This is a genomic window from Cupriavidus sp. OTU4054 (genome assembly GCF_038440175.1).
Taxonomy (GTDB): domain Bacteria; phylum Pseudomonadota; class Gammaproteobacteria; order Burkholderiales; family Burkholderiaceae; genus Cupriavidus; species Cupriavidus pauculus_D.
On the sequence record NZ_JASATF010000001.1, the window covers coordinates 275,954 to 298,374 of the forward strand.

The following is a 22,421-nucleotide window of genomic DNA, read 5'->3' on the forward strand; positions in this document are numbered from 1 at the left end:
GGAGCGACCTTACGCTGCCTTGCGCTCGGCCTTCTTCTCGTCGAAGAACTGCTCATCCTCGGTCGAGCCCTTGAGCGCCGTGGTCGAGGACTGGCCGCCTTCGATGGTCTGCGTGACCGCATCGAAGTAACCGGTGCCCACTTCGCGCTGGTGCTTGACCGCGGTAAAGCCCTTCTCGGCCGCGGCGAACTCGTTTTCCTGCAGTTCGACGAACGCGCTCATCTGGTTGCGCGCATAGCCGTAGGCGAGGTTGAACATCGAGTAGTTCAGCGAGTGGAAGCCCGCCAGCGTGATGAACTGGAACTTGTAGCCCATCGCACCGAGTTCCTTCTGGAACTTGGCGATCGTCGCGTCGTCGAGGTTCTTCTTCCAGTTGAACGACGGCGAGCAGTTGTACGCGAGGAGCTTGCCCGGGAACTTCGCGTGCACGGCCTCGGCGAACTTCTTCGCGAACTCCAGATCGGGCTTGCCGGTCTCGCACCAGACGAGGTCGGCCACTTCGGCGTAGGCAATGGCGCGCGCGATGGCCTGATCGATGCCGGGCTTGGTGCGATAGAAGCCTTCGACCGTGCGCTCGCCCGTGCAGAACGGCTTGTCGCGATCGTCCACGTCCGAGGTCAGCAGATCGGCCGCCTCGGCATCGGTCCGCGCAATCACCAGCGTCGGCACGCCCGAGACATCCGCCGCCAGACGCGCGGCATGCAGCTTGGCCACGGCTTCACGCGTCGGCACGAGCACCTTGCCGCCCATATGGCCGCACTTCTTGACGGAAGCAAGCTGGTCTTCGAAGTGGACGCCGGCGGCACCCGCCTCGATCATCGCCTTCATGAGTTCGAACGCGTTCAGCACGCCGCCGAAACCGGCTTCGGCGTCGGCCACGATCGGCGCGAAGTAGTCGACATCGCCCGAACCTTCGCTCCACTGGATCTGGTCCGCGCGCTGGAACGTATTGTTGATGCGCTTGACCACGAGCGGCACCGAGTTGGCCGGATACAGCGACTGATCGGGATACATCTCGCCCGCGACGTTCGCGTCGCCGGCCACCTGCCAGCCCGACAGATAGATCGCCTTCAGGCCCGCCTTCACCTGCTGCATGGCCTGGTTGCCCGTCAGCGCGCCGAGCGTGTTCACGAACGGCTCGGTATTGAGCAGATGCCAGAGCTTCTCGGCGCCACGGCGCGCGAGCGTGTGTTCGACCTGGATGGAACCGCGCAGGCGGATCACGTCCTCGGCCGTGTAGTTACGCGACACGCCCTTCCAGCGCGGGTTGGTTTCCCAGTCTTGCTGGAGCTTCTGGATATCTTGTTGGCGGGACATGGTGTTCTCCTGTGATCGATGTGGTGGGCTTCGAAACTCGTGACACCGACCGGTTTTTGCTGCCGCAGGTCATGTGTCTTATATAAGAGTGTAGGGAAGCCTCCCGCGTCGCAACAAGCGCAGAACCGTCCGCAAGCGAAGATTTTTATTTCTTTATATTCAATGTGTTACGGGATAAATTTCGCGATGTGGCATGCGGTCTTTCATGATGAGAAATGCACGTTGTGCTCCGCACCCATGCATTTTTGCGCACCAAAACAGCTTTCCGCATCGTGAAATTCTGGCGGTCACGGGATCAGGCGGCCGCCACGTCCCGCGCGCGTCGATATTCGACCCAGTCGCCGCTCTCGATTCGCGCGAGCCCCGCCACGGCGCTATCGGCCACGGGGTACAGCAGGCACGGCACCATGGCGCCGCCGTGCGCAATGTCGCGCACCTCGCGCACGAACAGCGTGGCCTGGCCGGGATAGACCTCCTCGATCTCGTCGAGCACGGGCAGCAGCGCCTCGGGAATGTCGTAGATGTCGCCGGCCACCGGACCGGCCGCGGCGTCGAGCACGAGGCCCGGATAGGTGCCGAAGTCATAGAGGCGGCCGGCGATCACGCCGGGGCCGACCAGTGTCGGCGCCGCAATGCCATGCCGCGCCGCGGCGAGGTTCAGGTCGTTGACTTCACCGGCACGGAGCGTGCCGTAGACGAATACGCGATGCATGATGGGACGGACAGGATGGGGAAAGACACGCCATCTTATGCGATTACATCTGCTTGAAGAGGTGCGCATACTGCCGCGCCACGGGCAGCGACTCCGCGCGGTTGCGCAGCCGCAGCGACACACGCCCGAGCGACTGGTTGACCGCGCTCGCCACGCAATCGATGTTCACCACGGTGCCGCGGTGGATCTGCCAGAAGCGGTCGGGATCGAGCTGCTGCGCCAGTTCGCGCAGGCTCGTGCGGATCAGTGCCTCGCCGTTGGCGGACACCACGTTCACGTATTTGTCCGTGGCCTCGAGGTAGATCACCTCGTCCACGGGAATGATGCGGACCTCGTGCCCGACCAGCGCCTTGATAAAGCGCAGGTACTGGCCCGGCGCGACGCCGCGCTGCGGTGGCGGATTCTCGAGCGCCTCCAGCCGGTGCAGCAGCTGCGCGAGCCGATCGGCGTCCACCGCGGCCGGCTCGGGCTCGGCCGCCGGGGACGACAGCCGCACCGATAGCCGCTCCCGCAGCCGCGCCACCGTGGCTTCCAGCCGCTCGTGCTGCACGGGCTTGAGCACGTAATCGACCGCCGCGCGCTCGAAGGCCTCGAGCGCAAACTGATCGTAGGCGGTCACGAAAACCACGAGCGGCGGCGCATCCAGCTCCACGAGTTCGCGCGCGACGTCCATCCCGCTCATGCCGGGCATGCGGATATCGAGAAAGGCCACGTCGGGCCGGTGCTCGCGCGCGGCATCCAGCGCGGATACGCCGTCATGCACCACGGAGACGATGCGCGCCTCCGGCCAGAGCGCACCGAGCTCGGCCTCGAGCACGCGCGCAAGCAGCAGTTCGTCATCGGCGATCAGCAGCGTCGGGGACATCGCGGGGGTGGGTTGTGGATCAGGTATGCGCCGGCGACACGGTACCGCCCGCCGGACGGGCGCGCGCCGGCACGGCCGCCACGCCCTCGGCGGGCACCATCGGCGCGGTATCGGTCCGCCGCACGAGCGGCAGCGTCAGCCGCACGATCACGCCGCGCGGCTGGTTTTCTTCCATCTGCATGGTCGCGGCCGCCCCGAAGATCCGCGCCAGCCGCTCGCGCACGTGCGTGAGGCCCATGCCGGACCCCTTGCTGCCGCCCTGGCAGAAGCCCACGCCGTTGTCGGTGATCACCACCTGCACATTGCCATCGCCGGGGTCGCGCGCGGCCAGCACGATCGCGCCGCCCCGCATGCAGGGCTCGATGCCGTGCGTCACGGCGTTTTCGACCAGGGGCTGGATCAGCATCGGCGGAATTTCCACATCCGCGAGCGCGGGCGGCAGGTCGATCTCGAACGCCAGCCGCGAGCCGAAACGCATCGACTGGATTTCGAGGTAGCTGCGCAGCAGTTCGAACTCCTGCCGCAGCGTGCATTGCTCCGCCCGCGTGTGCTTGAGCGACGTGCGCAGGAAGCCGATCAGCCGCTGAAGCAGCTGCCGCGCCGCGCGGGGATCGGTGGCGATCAGCCCGTCGAGGTTGGCCAGCGAATTGAACAGGAAATGCGGCTCGATCTGGGCCTGCAGCGCCATCAGCTGCGCGCGCACGAGCTGTTTCTCCGCTTCCTCGCGCTGCAGCGCGTCCAGCGCGGCCTGCCGCTCGAGGTAGGCGAGCTTCTCGCGCGACCAGTAGAAATAGATCATGCTCGCCGAGGCGAGCATCCCCACCACCAGGCACATGCGCAGCATGTCGCCGGTCTCCGCATGCGAACGGATCGGCAGGTTCAGCACCTCGCGCGTGGCCCAGCTGCCGAAGAGCACGCCCACGGGCACGGCCACGGCGGCCAGGCACAGGAACGGCCAGCGGCGGGGCCGGTCGTTCCACCAGATTCCCACGCGCGGGATATCGATCAGCGCCCAGATGGAGAGGCCGATCAGCTGGCTATAGACGAGATTGTGGAACAGCGAACCGCCAGTGCGGAAGCCGTAGTTGAGGCTCAGGGCGATCACGGTGTTCATGCAGATGACGAACAGCAGATCGCGGCCAAGGATGGTCAGCCTCGACGGTAGCGCGGCATACAGACAACGGTTCACGGGGTCTCGTCCCTCCAGCAATGCTGCGTGGAGGTAACTTTACGCCGGTTACCGGGCCGGGGGAAGCGCCGTGCGACGAAACGCACCGGCACGGCGCCAAGTGTGCGAAAACCGGTGGGATCAGGCCGCCTGGAGCGCCTGCCCGCGCACGGTCTCCGCGAGCGCGGTGGAAATCGTGTCCGCCGACAGGTGCGGCGCGAACATGCTGATAAACGCCTGCGCATAGCCGCGCAGGTAGGCCCCGCGCCGGACCGCCACACTGGTCGTGTTGGGTTCGAACAGGTGATCGGCCGTAATGCGCACCAGCCCCGCGTCCTTGCGCGCGTCGTACGCCATGGACGCGATGATGCCCACGCCCAGGTCCAGTTCCGCATACGTCTTGATCACGTCCGCGTCCATCGCGGTCAGCACGATCTCTGGCTGGAGGCCCGCCTCGGCGAACGCGCCGTCGATCTTGCGCCGGCCCGTGAAGCCCGCGTCGTACGTGATGATCGGAAAATTGACGATGTCCTCGAGCGACGGTTCCGGAATGCGCGTGAGCGGATGGTCGGGCGAGACCACGAGCACGTGCTGCCAGCTGTAGGCCTCGAACGACGTCAGGCCCGCCTCGCTCGCCACCGCCTCGGTCGCGATGCCGATATCGGCCTGACCGGTCAGCAACAGCTCGACGATATGCTGCGGCGACGCTTCCTGCAGGGCCAGCGTCACGTGCGGGTATTCGCGCCGGAAGCTCTGCACCACCTTCGGCAACGCGTAGCGTGCCTGCGTGTGCGTGGTGGCCACCGTCAGGCGACCCGTATGGCGGCCCGCGAACTCGTCGCCGGCCTGCCGCAGGTTCTCGGCCTCGAGCAAAAGACGCTCGACGATGCGGACGATTTCGCGGCCCGGCTCGGTCAGGCCGGTCAGGCGCTTGCCATAGCGCTCGAAGATTTCCACGCCGAGCTCTTCCTCGAGTTCGCGGATCTGGCGCGACACGCCCGGCTGCGAGGTGTACAGCGCGTTGGCGACTTCGGTCAGATTGAACTGGCGGCGTACCGCCTCGCGAATCGATCGCAGTTGCTGGAAGTTCATGGCGTGACTCCGTTGTTCTTGTCCTGCACAGGGGTGTCGCGCGTGAAGACGCGCAACTGGCGGGGCCGCACGGCGAGCAGTTCGCCCTCGCGGAAGCCCAGATGGCGGAAGCGTTCGAGCGGCAGCGCCACCTCGATCACGTCCTGGTTGTCTTCGCGCTCGAGTTCCAGCTGGGCGACCGGGCCCAGCGTCAGCGCGCGGCGCAGCGTCACGGCAATCCCGTCGGTGCCCGGCGCGTAGCGCTCGAGGTCGAGGTCGTGCGGGCGCACATAGGCCACGGCATCGCCGGCGGTCTCGTGGCCCTGCCCCACCACGGGCAGCACCGAGTCGCCCGTATGCAGCAGGCCGCCGGTGTCGCCGACTTCCAGGCGGCCGTGGAACAGGTTCACATTGCCGAGGAAGCCGAACACGAACGGCGTGGCCGGATGGTTATAGACGGCCTCCGGCGTGCCGAACTGCTCCACGCGGCCACGATTCATCAGGACGACCTGATCGGCCACTTCGAGCGCTTCTTCCTGGTCATGGGTCACGAACACGCTGGTCACGTGCAGTTCGTCATGCAGGCGGCGCAGCCAGCGGCGCAGTTCCTTGCGCACCTTGGCGTCGAGCGCGCCGAACGGCTCGTCCAGCAGCAGCACGCGCGGCTCCACGGCCAGCGCGCGGGCCAGCGCGATACGCTGGCGCTGGCCGCCCGACAGCTGCGACGGATAGCGGTCGGCCAGCCAGTCCAGTTGCACGAGTTCCAGCAGCGACTTCACCTTCTCGCGGATCTTCGCTTCCGACGGACGCTCGGCGCGCGGCTTCACGCGCAGGCCGAAGGCCACGTTCTCGAACACCGTCATGTGCTTGAACAGCGCGTAGTGCTGGAACACGAAGCCCACGTTACGCTCGCGCACGTGATGCTGCGAGGCATCGGTACCGGCCAGCACGACCTGCCCGGCATCCGCGCGTTCCAGGCCGGCGATGATGCGCAACAGCGTGGTCTTGCCACAGCCGGACGGGCCCAGCAGCGCGGTCAGCTCGCCTTCGTCGAAGTCGAGCGACACGTTGTCCAGTGCCACGAAGTCGCCGAAGCGCTTCTCTACGTTCCTGACCTGAATGCTCATGATGCCTGTCCCTGCAGCGGTTGTTGCTGCGATTGATGCGATGCTTGTTGCGTGGTGTGTTGCGTGGTGTGTTGCGTGGTGGGTTCCGACACCGCACCCCTGGGCGAGGACGGGGCCAGTACCGGATCGGCCGGCCGCTCCAGCGCGTCCTCGCTGTGTTCGCGCGCGGCGCGCATCTCGACCAGCGTCTTGATGCCGAGCGTCACGAGCGCCAGCAGCGTCAGCAGCGACGCCACCGCGAACGCGGCCGCGAAGTTGTATTCGTTGTAGAGAATTTCCACGTGCAGCGGCATCGTGTTGGTCAGGCCGCGGATATGGCCCGACACCACCGATACGGCGCCGAACTCGCCCATGGCGCGCGCGTTGCACAGGATCACGCCATACAGCAGGCCCCAGCGGATGTTCGGCAGCGTGATATGCCGGAACGTCTGCCAGCCCGACGCGCCGAGCACGATCGCGGCCTCTTCTTCCTCGCTGCCCTGCGCCTGCATCAGCGGAATCAGCTCGCGCGCGACGAACGGGAACGTCACGAAGACCGTCGCGAGCACGATGCCGGGCACCGCGAACATGATCTTGATGTCGTGCGCTTCCAGCCATGGGCCGAACCAGCCCTGCGCGCCGAACATCAGCACATAGATCAGGCCCGAGATCACGGGCGACACCGAGAACGGCAGGTCGATCAGCGTGATCAGCAGGTTCTTGCCGCGAAAGTCGAACTTCGCGATGGCCCAGGCCGCGGCCACGCCGAACACCACATTCAGCGGTACCGCGATGGCGGCCACCGTCAGCGTGAGCTGGATCGCCGAGACCGCGTCGGGCTCGGTCAGCGCGCTCAGGTACGTATCGACGCCCTTCTTGAACGCTTCAAAGAACACCGATGCCAGCGGTACGAACAGGAACAGTGCGAGAAACAGCACCGCCACCGTGATCAGCGTGTAGCGGACCCATCGGGACTCGCCGGTGGCGTCGTAGGGATGATGGGCCGTGCCCTTCGATCCGAGTCGGGAAACTGCGCCGGCCATCTCTTAATCCTTCGCCACGATTTCTGCAGCCGCGCGCGCGCCAGTCTGGTGGCGTCGCGTCCAGGCCTGCAACAGGTTGATCAGCAGCAGCAGCACGAACGAGATCACGAGCATCACCACGGCCACCGCGGTCGCGCCCGCGTAGTCGTACTGCTCGAGCTTCGAATAGATCATCAGCGGCGCGATCTCCGACACCATCGGCATGTTGCCGGAGATAAAGACCACCGAACCGTACTCGCCCGTGGCGCGCGCGAACGAAAGCGCAAAACCCGTGAGCAGCGCGGGCAGGATGGCCGGCAGGATCACGCGATAGAACGTCTGCAGGCGCGAGGCGCCGAGGCTCGCCGCGGCTTCCTCGAGCTCGCGCTCCACGTCCTCGAGCACCGGTTGCACGGTGCGCACGACAAACGGCAGGCCAATGAACGTCAGGGCCACGACGATACCCAGCGGCGTGAACGCGACCTTGATGCCATGCGGTTCCAGATACTTGCCGATCCAGCCATTGCCCGCGAACAGCGCGGTCAGCGCGATACCGGCCACCGCCGTGGGCAGCGCGAACGGCAGATCGACGAGCGCGTCGATGAATCGCTTGCCGAAGAAGCGGTAGCGCACGAGCACCCACGCGACAATCAGGCCGAACACGGTATTGATGATGGCCGCGACGAACGATGCGCCGAAGCTCAGTTCCAGCGAATGCACCACGCGGGGTTCCGTCACGGTGCGCCAGAACGCTTCCCACGTCATCGTGAACGTCTTCAGGAACGTCGCCGACAGCGGAATCAGGACGATCAGCGTCAGGTAGAAGATCGTGAAGCCCAGCGACAACCCGAATCCGGGCAGTACGGTAAAGCGCTGGTTCGTCCTCGGACGGAGCGTACGGCTGGCTGGCTTGGGCCCGGACGGTGGCAGGTCCGTGGCGGTAATGGATGGCGGCATATCGTCTCGCTTATGAAGCCGGCGCATAACGCGCGGGCTACCGAGACAAATTTTGCAGATAGGCCCTTATAAACAGAACGAATCTTTCTGCATGTCTTTAGACGGTTTAGATATAAGGAGTGGTGCAGCCGAGCTCCACGCTCGACTCCCAGCAGCCTGAAACATCACTTTCCGTGCCTTGCGACTCGATGCGCTGGAGCAATGTGGCGAGATAGGCCTGCCCGACTGGCCATTCGCCAAGCCCGGAGTCCGCATTGATATGGCCGAGCTGGCCCGCATCGACGAGTTCGCTGCCCCACAGCGCGCCCCAGCTGAACGCCGTGCGCTGCACCATCCACGGGTCGTCGCGGCTCGCGATCAGCACGGTCGGAAACGGCAGCTTCCACGTCGGCAGCAGCGCGCCGACGCCGAACTTGTCCGGATCGGCCGGCGCCACGAGCAGCGCGCCCGCGATACCGACCGGATCGAGGGCCGCCTGCCGGAGCGTGGCCAGACACCCAAAACTGTGCGCGACGAGCACCGCACCACCCTGGGCCACGCGCCGTGCGCGCATGACGCCCTCGGACACGCGCTCCGACCACAGCGGCAGGCTTGGCCGCGACCAGTCGTGCTGTTCGATGCGCTGCCAGTCCGGATGCCGCGCCTCCCAGCGCGACTGCCAGTGCGCGGGGCCGCTGCCGTGCAGGCCCGGCACGGTCAGGATCTGCAGTCCGCGCGGGACGGCCAGCTGGCCGGACGGCGCGCTGGCGGCCGACGGCAACGATGCGGCGGTTTCTCCGGTGGGGGGCAATGCACTCATGCTGGCTCCTTGCGCGACGCGCTCGCGGCTGTCCCTGACTTGTCGGTTCCCGCGTGCAATTGCCGTGCCGACACGGCCTCGCCCGCGGCGATACCCTGCCCCAGCGCGATGCCCGCGGCCTGTAACCGCTCCACCGACAGCGTGTCCTGCAGCCGGCGGCCGATCAGCGTCACGCCCGCGTTCGCGGCGCTCGCGCGCAGACCGGACAACTGGCGGTCCGTCCATGTGCGGCGCATGTCGAGCTTGAGCCAGTCCGGCAATGCATGCGCCATCAGCGCGCCCGCCTCGGCCGGATCGGACGCCTGCAGGCTCACCGCAAACCCGTTGCGCCGGTAATTGCCCACCACGTGCAGCAGCAGCGGCAGATCGTCGTTGGCGCTCGCGGGCACCTGGATCACGAACCGCTCGAGCGGCAGGCCCAGCGATTGCAGCGCGCGCCGGAATGCGGCCCCGTGATCGTCGGCCACGGCCGCCAGCAGGCGGTTATGCACGTTGAGCACCAGCTTGTGCCCGCCGTCCTGCTCGGGCGGGCCGGCGAAATAATTGATCGCATGCACGAGCCGCGACAGGCGGTCCAGCGACACCAGCGAGGCATCGTCGGCCGCCATGGCGAACAGCTTCCATGCGGCAAGCCCCACGCCGTCCTCGGCGTAGGTGTGAATGGCGCCCTCGTGCGCGACGACGCTGCGATCCGCCAGCGTGACGAGCGGCTCGAAGACGCTCGTCAGCGAACAGTTGAAGTACTGGCCCTGAACCTGGCCACTCGCATCGCGCCACAGCTCCCGCCCCGCGACGGGACCCCGGGGCAACGTTTCCAGATAGCGGTCGAGCGCGTCGGGCATGGTATGGACCCTCAGAGCTTGGCCAGCGACACCTCGGTCGCCTTGACCAGCGCCACGACCTCGCTGCCCTTGACCAGGCCCAGGTCGCGGATCGACCGCGTGGTGATGACCGACGTCACGATACCCGCCGGGGTTTCCACATCGACTTCCGACACCACAGGTCCCTCGATGATGTTGGCCACCTTGCCACGGAACTGATTACGTACGTTGATCGCCTGAATGCTCATGATAGAAGCTCCTTCGGAAAAAATGATTCACATTCGCCGGGGGTCGTATCAAACCGCCCAGCCCACCGAGTCGAAATGCCGGACGCGCGGCACCTCGACGACCACCTCTTCGCTGCCCTCATGTCCCTCGTGCTGCATGACACGGCGCAGGACCCTGTCCTCCAGCTGCGCGAACGCTACCGAGCCACGCTGCCGCGGCCGCGGCAGATCCACGCGCTCGTCCAGCGCGATGCGGCCGTCCTCGATCAGCACCACGCGATCGGCCAGCGCGATCGCCTCCGACACGTCGTGCGTCACGAGCAGCGCCGTAAAACCGAGCCGGCGCCACAGCGATTCGATGAGGCCCTGCATCTCGATGCGCGTCAGCGCGTCGAGCGCGCCGAGCGGCTCGTCGAGCAGCAGCAGCCGCGGGTGATGGACGAGCGCGCGCGCCAGCGCCACACGCTGCCGCTGGCCGCCCGAAAGACGCGCGGGCCATTCCTGCGCCCGTTCGGCCAGGCCGACCTGCGCGAGCACCTGCGCGGCATCGGCCGCGCGTTCCTTCGGCAGGCCCAGCGCCACGTTGTCCAGCACGCGCTTCCACGGCAGCAGGCGCGCGTCCTGGAACATCACGCGGATGTCCTCGCGCTGCGTGCGGCCATCGCGGCCATCGAACGTGATCGCGCCTTCGTCGCGGCCTTCGAGGCCCGCGACCAGACGCAGCAGCGTGCTCTTGCCGCAGCCGCTGCGGCCCACGATCGCCACGAACTCGCCGGGCGTCGTCTGCAGCTCGATGCCGTGCAGCACCTCGCGTCCGTTATAGCGCTTGACCACCTGCTGCACGTGCAGCGCAACGCCGCCCTGCGCGCCGTTGCGCGCGACGGCGCGGGCATGGCCCTGCGGATGCGTGAGATCGTCGGCCGTCTGGCGCCGCAGGGTGGCGTCCACATAGGCGACCGCGGCCGCTTCGAGGGGATGACTTTGCATGCGATAACTCCTGCTCAGGATGTCTGGTAACCGGGATGCCAGCGAAGCCAGTAACGTTCGAGCGCGCGCGACAGCACGTCGGCCAGCTTGCCGAGCAGCGCATAGAGCAGAATGCCCACCAGCACCACATCGGTCTGCAGGAACTCGCGCGCATTCATGGTCATGTAGCCGATGCCCGACTGCGCGGAGATCGTCTCGGCCACGATCAGGATCACCCACATCAGGCCGAGCGAAAACCGTACGCCGACGAGGATGTTCGGCAGCGCGCCAGGCAGGATCACCTCGCGATACAGGCGCCAGCCGGAGAGCCCATAGCTGCGGGCCATCTCGACAAGCGCGGGATCGACGGCGCGGATGCCGTGATACGTGTTGAGGTACACCGGAAAGAACACGCCGAGCGCGACCAGGAACAGCTTCGCGGTCTCGTCGATGCCGAACCACAAGATCACGAGCGGAATCAGCGCTAGCGTCGGAATGTTCCGGATCATCTGCAACGTGCTGTCGAGCAGCGTGGCGGCCGTACGGAACGTGCCCGTCAGCAGGCCGAGCGCAAGCCCGAGCCCGCCGCCGACGGCCAGCCCGATCAGCGCGCGCCACGTGCTCACCCACACGTGCCGCCACAGTTCGCCCGACACGGCGAGCCCCCAGGCGGCTTCCACCACGGCCAGCGGGGCCGGCAGCACGCGGTTGGACAGCCAGCCCAGTTGCGACGCGGCCTGCCACGTGAAGATCAGCAGCACGGGCACGATCCAGGGCGCCACGGCACGCAGCGCGCCCGCGGCGTTGGTCGCCTGCCGGCCGGTGCCGCGGTTGACGGGAATCGACGGTGCGGACATTGCGGGCTCCTTCAGCTTTGCGCGGCGCGCGGCACGAGGCCGGTTGCCATGACTTCGCCGAACGGTCCCGACAGGACCTGGCCCGGCAGCTTCTCGCGCACGTTGCGCGGCAGCAGCGGGAACACCAGTTCGGCAAAACGATAGGCCTCTTCGAGGTGCGGATAACCGGAGAGGATGAACGTGTCGATACCGAGCGCCGCGTATTCCTCCATGCGCGCGGCCACGGTCTTCGGATCGCCCACGAGCGCCGTGCCCGCGCCTCCGCGTACGAGGCCCACGCCCGCCCACAGGTTCGGACTGATCTCGAGCGCCTCGCGCGTACGCGCGTTCTTGCCGCCCGCATGCAACGCGGCCATGCGGCGCTGGCCTTCGGAGTCCATCTTCGCGAACACCGCCTGCGCGCGCGCCACGGTCTCGTCGTCGAGCCGGCTGATCAGGTCTTCGGCGGCGGCCCATGCGGCCTCGTCGGTTTCGCGCACGATCACATGCAGACGAATGCCGAAACGCACGGTGCGGCCAAGCTTCTCGGCCCGCGCGCGCACGTCGGCAATTTTCTTCGCGACCTCCGCGGGCGGCTCGCCCCAGGTCAGGTACGCCTCCACCTGTTCCGCGGCGAGGTCATGCGCGGCCGCCGACGATCCGCCGAAATACACGGGCGGATGCGGGCGCTGCAGCGGCGGATACAGGACCCGCGCGCCCTTGACGTTGATATGCTTGCCGGCAAAGCTGATCTCGCCGCTGTCGTGACTGGCGGCCAGCACGTCGCGCCAGACGCGGATAAATTCGGAGGACGCCTCGTAGCGCTCGGCATGATCGAGAAACAGGCCATCGCCTTCCAGTTCGGCCACATCGCCGCCCGTCACCAGGTTGACCAGCAGGCGGCCACCGGAGATGCGGTCGAACGTGGCGGCCATGCGCGCGGCCAGCGTCGGCGTCATCAGCCCGGGGCGCACCGCGACCAGGAACTTCAGCTTGCGCGTGACCGCGGCCAGCGCGGACGCGGCGACCCACGGGTCCTCGCACGAGCGGCCGGTCGGGATCAGCACGCCTTCATAGCCGAGCGTGTCCGCGGCCGTCGCGATCTGCCGCAGGTAGTCGAAATTGACTTCGCGCGCGCCCTCGGAGGTACCGAGGTAGCGGCTGTCGCCGTGCGTGGGGATAAACCAGAAGACTTGCATGAACGTTGCCTCGTAGCGATCTCGTTGGATAAGCGAACGAACGCTCCCCTGTCGGCCCGAACACGGCGACATGCATGGAGCGGAAAATAACAAGCCGGAATCAGATCAGGCGGAACATCGCCATCTGGCGCGCCACGAACGCGGCGCGGATTGCCTGGGTGGAAGGATCATCATTGCTTGCGTCTCCTTCAGGCATGCCGGGGCGGCGCGCCCCGGCCTTGTTCGGCAATCAGCGCTTGCCCGGCTGATAGATCTGGTCGAACGAACCGCCATCGGCGAAGTGCGCCTTCTGGGCCTTCTGCCAGCCGCCGAACGCCTCGTCGATCGTGAACAGCTTGATCTTCGGGAAGTTGGATGCGTACTTGGCCGCGATCTTCTCGGAAATCGGACGGTAGTAGTTCTTTGCCGCGATTTCCTGGCCTTCGTCCGTGTACAGGAACTGCAGGTAGGCCTCGGCCACCTTGCGCGTGCCCTTCTTGTCCACGACCTTGTCGACCACGGCCACCGGCGGCTCGGCCAGGATGGAGACCGACGGAACCACGATATCGAACTTCTCGGGACCGAGTTCCTTGATCGCGAGGATCGCTTCGTTTTCCCATGCGATCAGCACGTCGCCCAGGCCGCGCTCGACGAACGTCGTCGTCGCGCCGCGCGCGCCCGAGTCCAGCACCGGCACGTTCTTCAGCAGCGCGCCGACGAATTCCTTGGCCTTCGCTTCATTGCCGCCCGGTTGACGCAGCGCGTAGCCCCATGCGGCCAGGTAGTTCCAGCGCGCGCCGCCCGAGGTCTTCGGGTTCGGCGTAATCACCTGCACGCCCGGCTTGACCAGATCGTTCCAGTCCTTGATCTGCTTCGGATTGCCCTTGCGCACCAGGAACACGATGGTCGAGGTGTACGGCGAGGCGTTGTGCGGCAGGCGCTTCTGCCAGTCGGCCTTGAGCAGACCCTTCTCGGCAATCGCGTCGATGTCGTAGCCGAGCGCCAGCGTGACCACGTCCGCGTCCAGGCCATCGATCACGGAACGGGCCTGCTTGCCCGAGCCGCCGTGCGACTGACGAATCGTCACGTTGTCGCCGCCCTGGGCCTTCCAGGCCTTGGCGAAGGCGGCATTGACGTCCACGTAGAGCTCACGGGTCGGATCGTACGAAACGTTGAGCAGGTTGGTGTTGGCCGAGGCGGTCTGGGCGGCGCCGATCGCGGCGAAAGCGGCGAGGCCGATGGCCAGCTTGCGAATCATCTGAAGTGCTCCCGTCTGAAAAGGTCGTGAATCGGCGCGTGGCGCCTGGTTGTTCAATGTGTCAGGGATGGAGACTACCGACGGGGCTATCTGAACGGAACGAATGGTTTCATCGAACCTTGCACGTTTTCCGCATAAGAACAGGCGGCAATATGCACATACCGCCATGAGAAGCCATGAAAAGCGACGAGCGGCCAAAAAAATAGCCCGCGGGACTTGCGTGCCGCGGGCCAAGTTTCCATTTGGAAACGGGTAGACAAGCCATGGAGAGCGCCCCCGCATCTCCATGACAGGATCGATGCTACCGATCGCGATGTGCGCTTGCCTTGATCTGTGTCAGTTGCGAGCGCATTCGCCGGCACCCGCTACATCTTGTGGCAGGCGCCCCAGACGACGCTGTCGACATCCCTGCGCATTTCGTTGAGGTAGATCAGATGGGTGTCGCCCAGCGGCATCAGCACCTGCTCGCGAATCAGCTCCGTGTGGGGCTGTATGGGCGGATCGAACCATTTCACGTGGGCCAGCCCGCCGACGGAAGCCGGCCGGGTCTCGCTGAAGTTGCCGAACGCGGCGTTGAGCGAGAGATCGCTGACGATGCCCGGCACCCGCCCCGTGGCAACGGTGCCCCCATCGATCCACAAGGAATGGCCGGCCATCGCGCCGCTGAGCTGGGCGCCTGCCAGCACCGAAAAGCTGACGTCCGGCTGCCGGCAGGACCAGTTGCCCGACAGGGCGCCGTCCCGCAAAGGCCGGGCGCTGCGCAGGACCCACGCGCCCAGATCGAGCTTGCCGCCCAGCGATTGCTGCTGATCGATAAACAGCGTCCAGGCATCGCCATCGCGCGACAGGAACACGCGCCCCGCCACCTCGCCGTCCGCGCGTAACTCGAACGCGCCTGGATAGCGCGTCTGATCCGCCGGGTGGAGCGTGGCGCCCGGCGCCGGCTCGCCCGTGTCCGGGGCCGTGCAATGGTCCCGGTAATCCTGCCCCCGGCAGATGGCGAGCCGTCCGTCCGCGGTAATCCGCGCCTGCCCGGCCGCCGCCTGGTTGCTGCCATGCACGGGGGAAAGATCCCCTTCCGCGCGATCGACGTGCGTCATCACAAAGGCATAATCGCCCGCAATGTCGGCCATGGCCGGCAATGCCGCCAGGGACGTCGCGTGGATCAATCCCGCGAGCCGTGCCGCGCCCGGTAACGCCGATGCCGGCAGATTGGCGATATCGCCGCCCAACCGGTCGCCCCCCAACGGGTCGTCCCCCAACCGGTCGTCTCCCACGCGAAAGGCCACCTCGAGCTCGCCGAGCTGCGACACGACATGGCCGGGCGGCGGATCGGCGGCATCCGCCTCGAGGCTCGTGACCACATAGCCGTCGCCGTCGGGCATGTAGTGGCCGACGACACTGCCGTGCAGGCCGAACGGTGAATCGGCGAATCGCAGCGTGACCCTGCCCGGGGCCGGCGCGTCGAGCGTCAGCGCGATCGTGCCGCCGAGCGACATCATGCCGAGATAATGTTTCGGGGGCTTCGCGGGCCCCGGGGTCGCGGTGCCGGTGCCCGCGCTCGCCGGGCGACTCGCGGGTTGCGCCCCCTCCTCCGACGGGCATCCCGCGAGCAGACCGCAGACCAGACTGCAGAGCAGACCGTAGAGCGGACCGTACAGCGGACCGTACAGCGGACCGTACAGCGGACCATACAGCGGACCATAAAACGGCCACCTGCCCCGCGCATGCGTGACGCCTGCCATGGCTTCCATGGATACGTCCTCAGTGGCTGGGTCGCCCGGGCCGCTTGTCCGATCTTCGGTAGCACAGCCCCGCAACCGTGCTCTCCGCCTTGCCGTCGACTTCGCGCAGATAGGCAAAGGACTGGTCGTCGAGGGGCAATATCACTTCCTCGCGCTCCTCGCCGGTGCCGGGCCGCGTCTGCGTGTCCTGCCTGAACGCGTACACGACGCCGGGCAAAGGCGCTGGCTTCCCGTTGGCATCGGCGGCGAACCCTGCATTGAATGTCAGACGCGCCGAGTCCAGCGAACCGTGATCGTCGCTCGCGATGCCCCCGCCCTTCAGGATCCAGTCTCTCTCGTCGATCATGCCGCTGGATACCGGCGGATTCAGCGCTGTGGCCGCAAGGTCGAGCGCTGGCTGGATGCACCGCCACTTGCCGTCGAGCGCATCGGCTGCAAGGGGCTGCGTCGTCGCCTGCATGATCCAGCTACCGATCTGCACGGTATCGTTTCCCACTCCCCCCTGCTGTGCCATGCGCAGATTCCACTTGCCCATGTCCTCCTGCGCGAAGAGGCGGCCGATGAGGACATCCGCGCTCCACACCTCGAACTGGCCGGGATGCCGCGTCTGATCCGCAAGCCGTACCTCCGCGGTCATGACCGCATCGCCGCTGCGCACCGGCTCGCATGCCTCGGCGTAGACCTGATTCGGGCATGCCCTGAATTTGCCATCGCTCTCGATGCGCAACTGGCCCACCTGCGCGCTCTGGCTACCCGGCAGCGGTGCGAAGTAGCGCGCCGGGTACCGCGCGGTCTCGCTCATGTACGTGTACGTCCCCGCGATGCTGGCCAGCGGCGGCGCGCTCTCGGTGGCCACCGCGTGAATCGTTCCGGCCAGTATCGCCGATCCCGGATGCCGGGTCTTCACCGTGCCGGGTGGTTCGCCCCCCTGCGCCAGCGCGACATTGGGCAGCCCTTCGATCTCGCCGCGCAACGCACCGTTGCCAATGCCGAACCGCACGCCAATACGTGGCAACGCCTCGATCACGGCTTCGGGCGGCGGGTCGCTGCCGTCGGACACAAGCGCGGTCACGGCCAGCCCGCCGCGCCCCGATACCTTGCGCACATCGCCGACGATGGCACCCTTGAGCCCGAACGGCGAATCCTCGAAGCGGATCGTGGCCTTGCCGGCCTCCGGCTGGTTGATGACCATGACGAATGTGCCACCGAAGGACAGCGTGCCGCGAAAGGCAAGCGGCGCGTTCACGTCCTCGGGCTTCGGTGTCGGCGCAGTGGCCGGTGTCGATGACGTGACGGACGTCTTGGATCCCGTGCCGCCGGTCGCATTCGGTCCGATCTGCTCCGGGCATCCCCACAGGACCAGACAGGCCGGAAGCATCGCCCATCGGCAGACCTGTGGCGCCGCGCGTACCGTCAACCGCTTCGCCGTTTTTTCTCGCTCACTTGCCATCATGCCCTCGCGCACTCGGTGGAAACAGAAACGAGGCTAGAGGGCCGAGGCCCGTATGGAATTGACTTCCATCAAGTGTCACGGCGCCAAGACGCCCGACGACACACAATTCGGAATAGGACGATGAAACAACGACTCTGAAAAAAAAACGCCCCGCCCTGTCGGGCGAGGCGCGTTCTCAGCGAAGTGCGATTACGGACGGAACGTGTCGCCCAGCACCACGCCTTCGCGGCGCGGATCGGTGCCGCCGGTCCAGATCGGCGTGCCCCCGTTCTGCGAGCGCATGACCGTGTTCACGCCGCTCGATTGCGCGGAAGTCGAGACCGTATGGCCCAGCGCGCGCAGACCCGTGATCAGCGGATCGTTGTTGCCGCTGTTCGTGATGTCCACGTTCGGATGCTCGCCACCCACGGTCGTCGTCGCGGAGTTGCTCGCACCGAAGTCGACGAGACCCGACGATTGCTGCGCGTCCAGGCCCCAGTCGAGCACGCCCACGAGCGTCTTCACGACGTATTGCGGGATGGTGCCGCCGCCCGGCGAACCGGTGGCCATGAAGAAGTCGCCGATGGAACCGTCGGCGGCCTTGCGGAACACCATCGTCGGCGACATCGAGCTACGCGGACGCTTGCCCGGCTGTACGCGGTTGGCAATCGGCACGCCGAGCGAATCGGTCGGCGTCGCGTTGAAGTCCGTCAGCTGGTTGTTGAGCAGGAAGCCGTTGGTCATATGGAACGACCCCATGCTCGATTCCACCGACGTGGTCGCGCTGACCACGCTGCCGTCGGCATCGACGATCGTGAACTGGTTCGTGCCGTGCTCGATCAGCGATGCCACGCCGAGCGGCACGTTGCCGAGGTTGCCCGCGGTCGCCGTGCCCATGCTCGCCGTCGGCGAGATCAGTGCCGCGCGCGATGCCATGTACGACTTGTTCAGCATCGTGTTGGCGGAACCGCCGGGCAGCGGCACGAAGTCCGTGTCGGCCACGTACTTGTCGCGATCGGAGTAGGCCAGGCGCTCGGCCTCGCTCACGTAATGCACGCCGAGCACGGCGGGCTTGCCGCCCTCGCCGTCGATCGCGGTCGGCTTCATCGAGGCCATGTCGAAATTCTCGAGAATGCCCATCGCCGACAGCACCGTGATACCGCCCGACGTCGGAGGCGGCGCACCGCAGATCCAGTACGCGCGGTACGTCGTGCAGATTGGCTCGCGCATCTTGGCCTGATATGCGGCCAGATCCGCCAGCGTGGTCTTGCCCGGGGTGATCGGGCTGCCGTCCACCGCCGCGGTCGTGCCGATCTTGTTGATGATGTCCTGCGCGATCTGGCCCGTGTAGATCGCGTTCGCCCCGTTCGCGGCCATCTGGGTCAGCGTGTTGGCGTAGGCCGGATTCTTGAGCACCGTGCCCAGCGCCTTCGGCGTGCCGTCCGCATTGAAGAAGTACGCGAGCGCTTCGGCATCACGCTTCAGCGAGGTGGCATTGCTCGAGATTGCCGCGGCCAGGCGGCCGCCGATCGGAAAGCCGTTCGAAGCCAGCGAGATCGCATCGCCGAACAGATCCTTCCACGCGAGCTTGCCGTGTTCCTTCTGCACGCGTTCGATCAGGCGCGGAATACCGACCGTGCCGATCGAGCGTCCGCTCGCGCGCGCGCTCGGCACGGGCGTCGTCTGCGTGGTCACGTCATCGATCCAGCGCAGGTAGTTCTCGGTCGCCGCGGCCGGGGCCGACTCGCGGCCGTCGTACGCCTGCACGGACTTGTTGCGCGCGTCGTAGTAGAGCATGAAACCGCCCGAGCCCATGCCCGTGGCTTCGGGCACGGTCAGGCCGAGTACCGACTGCACGGCCACCGCCGCATCGGCCGCGCTGCCGCCCTTCTTCAGCACCGCGCAACCGGCGGCGCTGGCATAGGCGTTCGACGACGAGACCATATAGGTCTTCGCGCTGACCGGCTTCAGCCCCTTGCGATAGCCCGATGCGGGCTCCGGCAGCGACGGATCGCCCGGCTGGTTCGATCCCACGACAACGGTGGTGCCATTGTCCGCCAGCACCTGACAGCTGGTGTCCGCGGGCGTGACCGGCGTGGTCGGGGTGGATGACGTGGGGGGATTGTCATCGCCGCCGCACGAGATGACGAGCAGGGTACTGGCGACGGCCGTGGCCAGTGCCAGCTGCTTTCTTTTGAGATGCAACACGATTTGTCCTCCGGGACTACGACCAAAAATAAAAGGAAAAACGCCCCCCTGCCGCGCTGGTGGCTCGACCAGGCGGCATCGCTCGATGCTCGACGAATAAAGGGGAAATGCAGGGACTCGCGCTAGGGCGAGAAGAGGCTCAGCGAACGTGTATCGGCCATGATGTGAGGGGCTCGTTTCTTATCGGATTTGTGTCCAGCGTACTACACGCATATCGATATACAAGCCCATCGCGCGGCCGATTATTACAGCGTGTTTAACGGCCCGCACCGCGTTGCAGCATGCCGTCCCGGTGCGCCCATGCGCAGGGCCGTGTGCACTGCAGCGGAAATAAAAAAGCCCGTGTGCGGCGCATGCGGCGGTGCATGCATCGAACACGGGCCGACCGGGCACCCACTTGGGGTCGCCCGGATACCACAGTTTCTTTCTTCAGGCTTTCAGGTTCGGCCCCTGCTTAGCCTTTGACTGCGGACAGCGCGCCGTTCAGCGTCTTGCTCGGACGCATCACGGCTTCCAGCTTGGCGACGTCGGGCTGGTAGTAGCCGCCGATATCCACGGGCTTGCCCTGCACGTCGGCGAGTTCGCCCACGATGGTCTTCTCGTTCTCCGTCAGCGTCTTGGCCAGCGGCTTGAAGGTCTCGGCCAGCGCGGCATCCTGCGTCTGCGCGGCGAGTTCCTGGGCCCAGTACATGGCCAGGTAGAACTGGCTGCCACGGTTGTCGAGCTGACCGGTCTTCGGCGACGGGCTCTTGTTGTTGTCCAGCAGCTTGCCGGTCGCGGCGTCGAGCGTCTTGGCCAGGATCTTGGCGCGCTCGTTGCCGGTCTTGATGCCCAGCTCCTCGAGCGAAACCGCCAGGGCCAGGAATTCGCCCAGCGAGTCCCAGCGCAGGTGGTTCTCTTCGACCAGCTGCTGCACGTGCTTCGGTGCCGAACCGCCGGCGCCCGTTTCGTACATGCCGCCACCGGCCATCAGCGGCACGATCGACAGCATCTTGGCGCTGGTGCCCAGTTCCATGATCGGGAACAGGTCGGTCAGGTAGTCGCGCAGGATGTTGCCCGTGGCCGAGATCGTGTCCAGACCGCGGATCACGCGCTCGAGCGTGTAACGCATGGCGCGAACCTGCGACATGATCTGGATGTCCAGACCCTTGGTGTCGTGATCCTTCAGGTAGGTTTCCACCTTCTTGATCAGTTCAGCTTCGTGCGGACGGTACGGGTCGAGCCAGAACACCACGGGGGTGTTCGAGTTGCGCGCGCGCGTCACGGCCAGCTTCACCCAGTCGCGGATCGGTGCGTCCTTGACCTGGCACATACGCCAGATGTCGCCGGCTTCCACGTTTTGCGTCAGCAGCACTTCACCGGTCGCCAGATCGACAATGCGCGCTTCGCCGGCTTCCGCCACTTCGAAGGTCTTGTCGTGCGAGCCGTATTCCTCGGCCTGCTGGGCCATCAGGCCCACGTTCGGCACCGTGCCCATGGTCGTCGGATCGAACGCGCCGTTGGTCTTGCAGAAGTTGATCACTTCCTGATAAATCCGTGCGAACGTGCTTTCCGGGATTACGGCCTTGGTGTCCTTCGGACGGCCGTCGGCGCCCCACATCTTGCCGCCGATACGGATCATGGCGGGCATCGACGCATCGACGATCACGTCGTTCGGCGCGTGCAGGTTCGAGATACCCTTGGCCGAGTCCACCATCGCCAGTTCCGGGCGATGCTCGTGGCAGGCGTGCAGGTCGCGCACGATTTCTTCTTTCTTCGACTCCGGCAGCGACTCGATCTTCGAGTACAGGTCCACCAGGCCGTTGTTCACGTTGATGCCCAGCTCGTCGAACAGCTTGCCGTGCTTCTCGAACGCTTCCTTGTAGAAGATGCGGACGGCGTGGCCGAACACGATCGGGTGCGACACCTTCATCATGGTCGCCTTCACGTGCAGCGAGAACATGACGCCCGTCTCGCGCGCGTCTTCCATCTGCTCTTCATAGAATTCGCACAGCGCCTTCTTGCTCATGAACATGCTGTCGATGATCTCGCCGTCCAGCAGCGAAACCTTCGGCTTCAGCACGATGGTCTTGCCACTCTTCGTGACCAGTTCCATCTTCACGTCGCGGGCGCGATCCAGCGTCATCGACTTCTCGCCATGGTAGAAGTCGCCATGCTTCATGTGGGCCACGTGCGTGCGCGACGCCATGCTCCACTTGCCCATCGAATGCGGGTGCTTGCGCGCGAAGTTCTTCACGGCGGCCGGTGCGCGGCGGTCCGAGTTGCCCTCGCGCAGCACGGGGTTCACGGCGCTGCCGATCACCTTCTGGTAGCGCTGGCGAATCGCCTTTTCTTCGTCGGTCTTCGGATCTTCCGGGAAATCGGGAATCTTGTAGCCCTTGGCCTGGAGTTCCTTGATCGCGCTGGTCAGCTGGAACACCGATGCGCTGATGTTCGGCAGCTTGATGATGTTCGTGTCCGGCAGCAGCGTCAGGCGGCCCAGCTCGGCCAGGTTGTCCGGCACGCGCTGCTCTTCGGTCAGGTATTCGGGAAACAAGCCCAGGATGCGGCCCGCCACCGAGATGTCGCTCGTCTCGACGTTCACGCCGGCCGGCGCCGCGAATGTACGGATGATCGGCAGGAAGGCGCTGGTCGCCAGCAGCGGGGCCTCGTCGGTCAGGGTATAGATGATGGTGGGCTGCTGGGTACTCATTGCATGTCTCGCGATAAATAATCAGGTTGAGAAATCGCCGT

The 22,421-nt window shown here is 66.1% G+C and carries 19 protein-coding genes; all 19 read right to left on the reverse strand.

What is annotated here, in order from left to right; all coding sequences use genetic code 11:
* Positions 1-9: 9 nt before the first annotated feature.
* The 19 genes from aceA to AAHB16_RS01375 all read right to left on the reverse strand — a co-directional run bounded on the left by aceA (position 10) and on the right by AAHB16_RS01375 (position 22,380).
* On the reverse strand, positions 10-1,317 hold the full coding sequence (aceA, locus tag AAHB16_RS01285; protein WP_342049841.1) for an isocitrate lyase: 1,308 nt from the start codon (positions 1,315-1,317) through the stop codon (positions 10-12).
* Between the two features lie 295 nt (positions 1,318-1,612).
* Positions 1,613-2,029 (reverse strand): gamma-glutamylcyclotransferase family protein, encoded by a 417-nt coding sequence (locus AAHB16_RS01290; RefSeq protein ID WP_150372026.1) that lies wholly within the window; start codon positions 2,027-2,029, stop codon positions 1,613-1,615.
* A gap of 43 nt (positions 2,030-2,072) precedes the next feature.
* The gene (locus AAHB16_RS01295) at positions 2,073-2,894 is read right to left on the reverse strand and encodes a LytR/AlgR family response regulator transcription factor (protein WP_342049842.1); all 822 of its coding nucleotides are present in this window, start codon (positions 2,892-2,894) and stop codon (positions 2,073-2,075) included.
* Positions 2,895-2,913: 19 nt separating this feature from the next.
* Positions 2,914-4,083, reverse strand: coding sequence for a sensor histidine kinase (locus tag AAHB16_RS01300; protein WP_342049843.1), 1,170 nt, complete (start codon positions 4,081-4,083; stop codon positions 2,914-2,916).
* 120 nt (positions 4,084-4,203) lie between these two features.
* The gene (locus AAHB16_RS01305; RefSeq protein ID WP_150372028.1) at positions 4,204-5,154 is read right to left on the reverse strand and encodes a CysB family HTH-type transcriptional regulator; all 951 of its coding nucleotides are present in this window, start codon (positions 5,152-5,154) and stop codon (positions 4,204-4,206) included.
* Positions 5,151-6,260, reverse strand: a complete 1,110-nt coding sequence (locus tag AAHB16_RS01310) for a sulfate/molybdate ABC transporter ATP-binding protein (RefSeq protein ID WP_150372029.1) — start codon at positions 6,258-6,260, stop codon at positions 5,151-5,153. The genes AAHB16_RS01305 and AAHB16_RS01310 overlap by 4 nt, the downstream gene beginning before the upstream one ends.
* Entirely contained in the window at positions 6,257-7,282 is a 1,026-nt protein-coding gene (gene cysW, locus AAHB16_RS01315; RefSeq protein ID WP_342049844.1) for a sulfate ABC transporter permease subunit CysW, read from the reverse strand. Before cysW ends, AAHB16_RS01310 begins: the two co-directional genes overlap by 4 nt.
* 3 nt (positions 7,283-7,285) lie before the next feature.
* On the reverse strand, positions 7,286-8,218 hold the full coding sequence (cysT, locus tag AAHB16_RS01320) for a sulfate ABC transporter permease subunit CysT (protein ID WP_150372031.1): 933 nt from the start codon (positions 8,216-8,218) through the stop codon (positions 7,286-7,288).
* A gap of 106 nt (positions 8,219-8,324) precedes the next feature.
* Complete coding sequence (locus AAHB16_RS01325) at positions 8,325-9,017, reverse strand: RBBP9/YdeN family alpha/beta hydrolase (RefSeq protein ID WP_342049845.1); 693 nt, start codon at positions 9,015-9,017, stop codon at positions 8,325-8,327.
* Entirely contained in the window at positions 9,014-9,859 is an 846-nt protein-coding gene (locus AAHB16_RS01330) for an EAL domain-containing protein (RefSeq protein WP_150372033.1), read from the reverse strand. Before AAHB16_RS01330 ends, AAHB16_RS01325 begins: the two co-directional genes overlap by 4 nt.
* An 11-nt stretch (positions 9,860-9,870) precedes the next feature.
* Entirely contained in the window at positions 9,871-10,086 is a 216-nt protein-coding gene (locus AAHB16_RS01335; protein WP_109581308.1) for a TOBE domain-containing protein, read from the reverse strand.
* 48 nt (positions 10,087-10,134) lie between these two features.
* Positions 10,135-11,052 (reverse strand): ATP-binding cassette domain-containing protein, encoded by a 918-nt coding sequence (locus tag AAHB16_RS01340; RefSeq protein WP_150372034.1) that lies wholly within the window; start codon positions 11,050-11,052, stop codon positions 10,135-10,137.
* Between the two features lie 14 nt (positions 11,053-11,066).
* On the reverse strand, positions 11,067-11,888 hold the full coding sequence (gene ssuC, locus AAHB16_RS01345) for an aliphatic sulfonate ABC transporter permease SsuC (protein WP_223851461.1): 822 nt from the start codon (positions 11,886-11,888) through the stop codon (positions 11,067-11,069).
* Between the two features lie 11 nt (positions 11,889-11,899).
* On the reverse strand, positions 11,900-13,066 hold the full coding sequence (ssuD, locus tag AAHB16_RS01350) for an FMNH2-dependent alkanesulfonate monooxygenase (protein ID WP_150372035.1): 1,167 nt from the start codon (positions 13,064-13,066) through the stop codon (positions 11,900-11,902).
* A gap of 229 nt (positions 13,067-13,295) precedes the next feature.
* On the reverse strand, positions 13,296-14,303 hold the full coding sequence (locus AAHB16_RS01355; protein WP_150372036.1) for a sulfate ABC transporter substrate-binding protein: 1,008 nt from the start codon (positions 14,301-14,303) through the stop codon (positions 13,296-13,298).
* Between the two features lie 365 nt (positions 14,304-14,668).
* Entirely contained in the window at positions 14,669-16,057 is a 1,389-nt protein-coding gene (locus AAHB16_RS01360) for a hypothetical protein (protein WP_342049846.1), read from the reverse strand.
* Between the two features lie 10 nt (positions 16,058-16,067).
* A complete protein-coding gene (locus tag AAHB16_RS01365) occupies positions 16,068-17,426 on the reverse strand; it encodes a hypothetical protein (RefSeq protein ID WP_342049847.1) in 1,359 nt (452 codons plus the stop codon).
* Positions 17,427-17,690: 264 nt separating this feature from the next.
* A complete protein-coding gene (locus AAHB16_RS01370) occupies positions 17,691-19,634 on the reverse strand; it encodes a gamma-glutamyltransferase family protein (RefSeq protein ID WP_411859829.1) in 1,944 nt (647 codons plus the stop codon).
* Between the two features lie 508 nt (positions 19,635-20,142).
* Positions 20,143-22,380: an NADP-dependent isocitrate dehydrogenase gene (locus AAHB16_RS01375; RefSeq protein ID WP_150372039.1), complete on the reverse strand. Its 2,238-nt coding sequence runs from the start codon at positions 22,378-22,380 to the stop codon at positions 20,143-20,145.
* Positions 22,381-22,421: the final 41 nt, after the last annotated feature.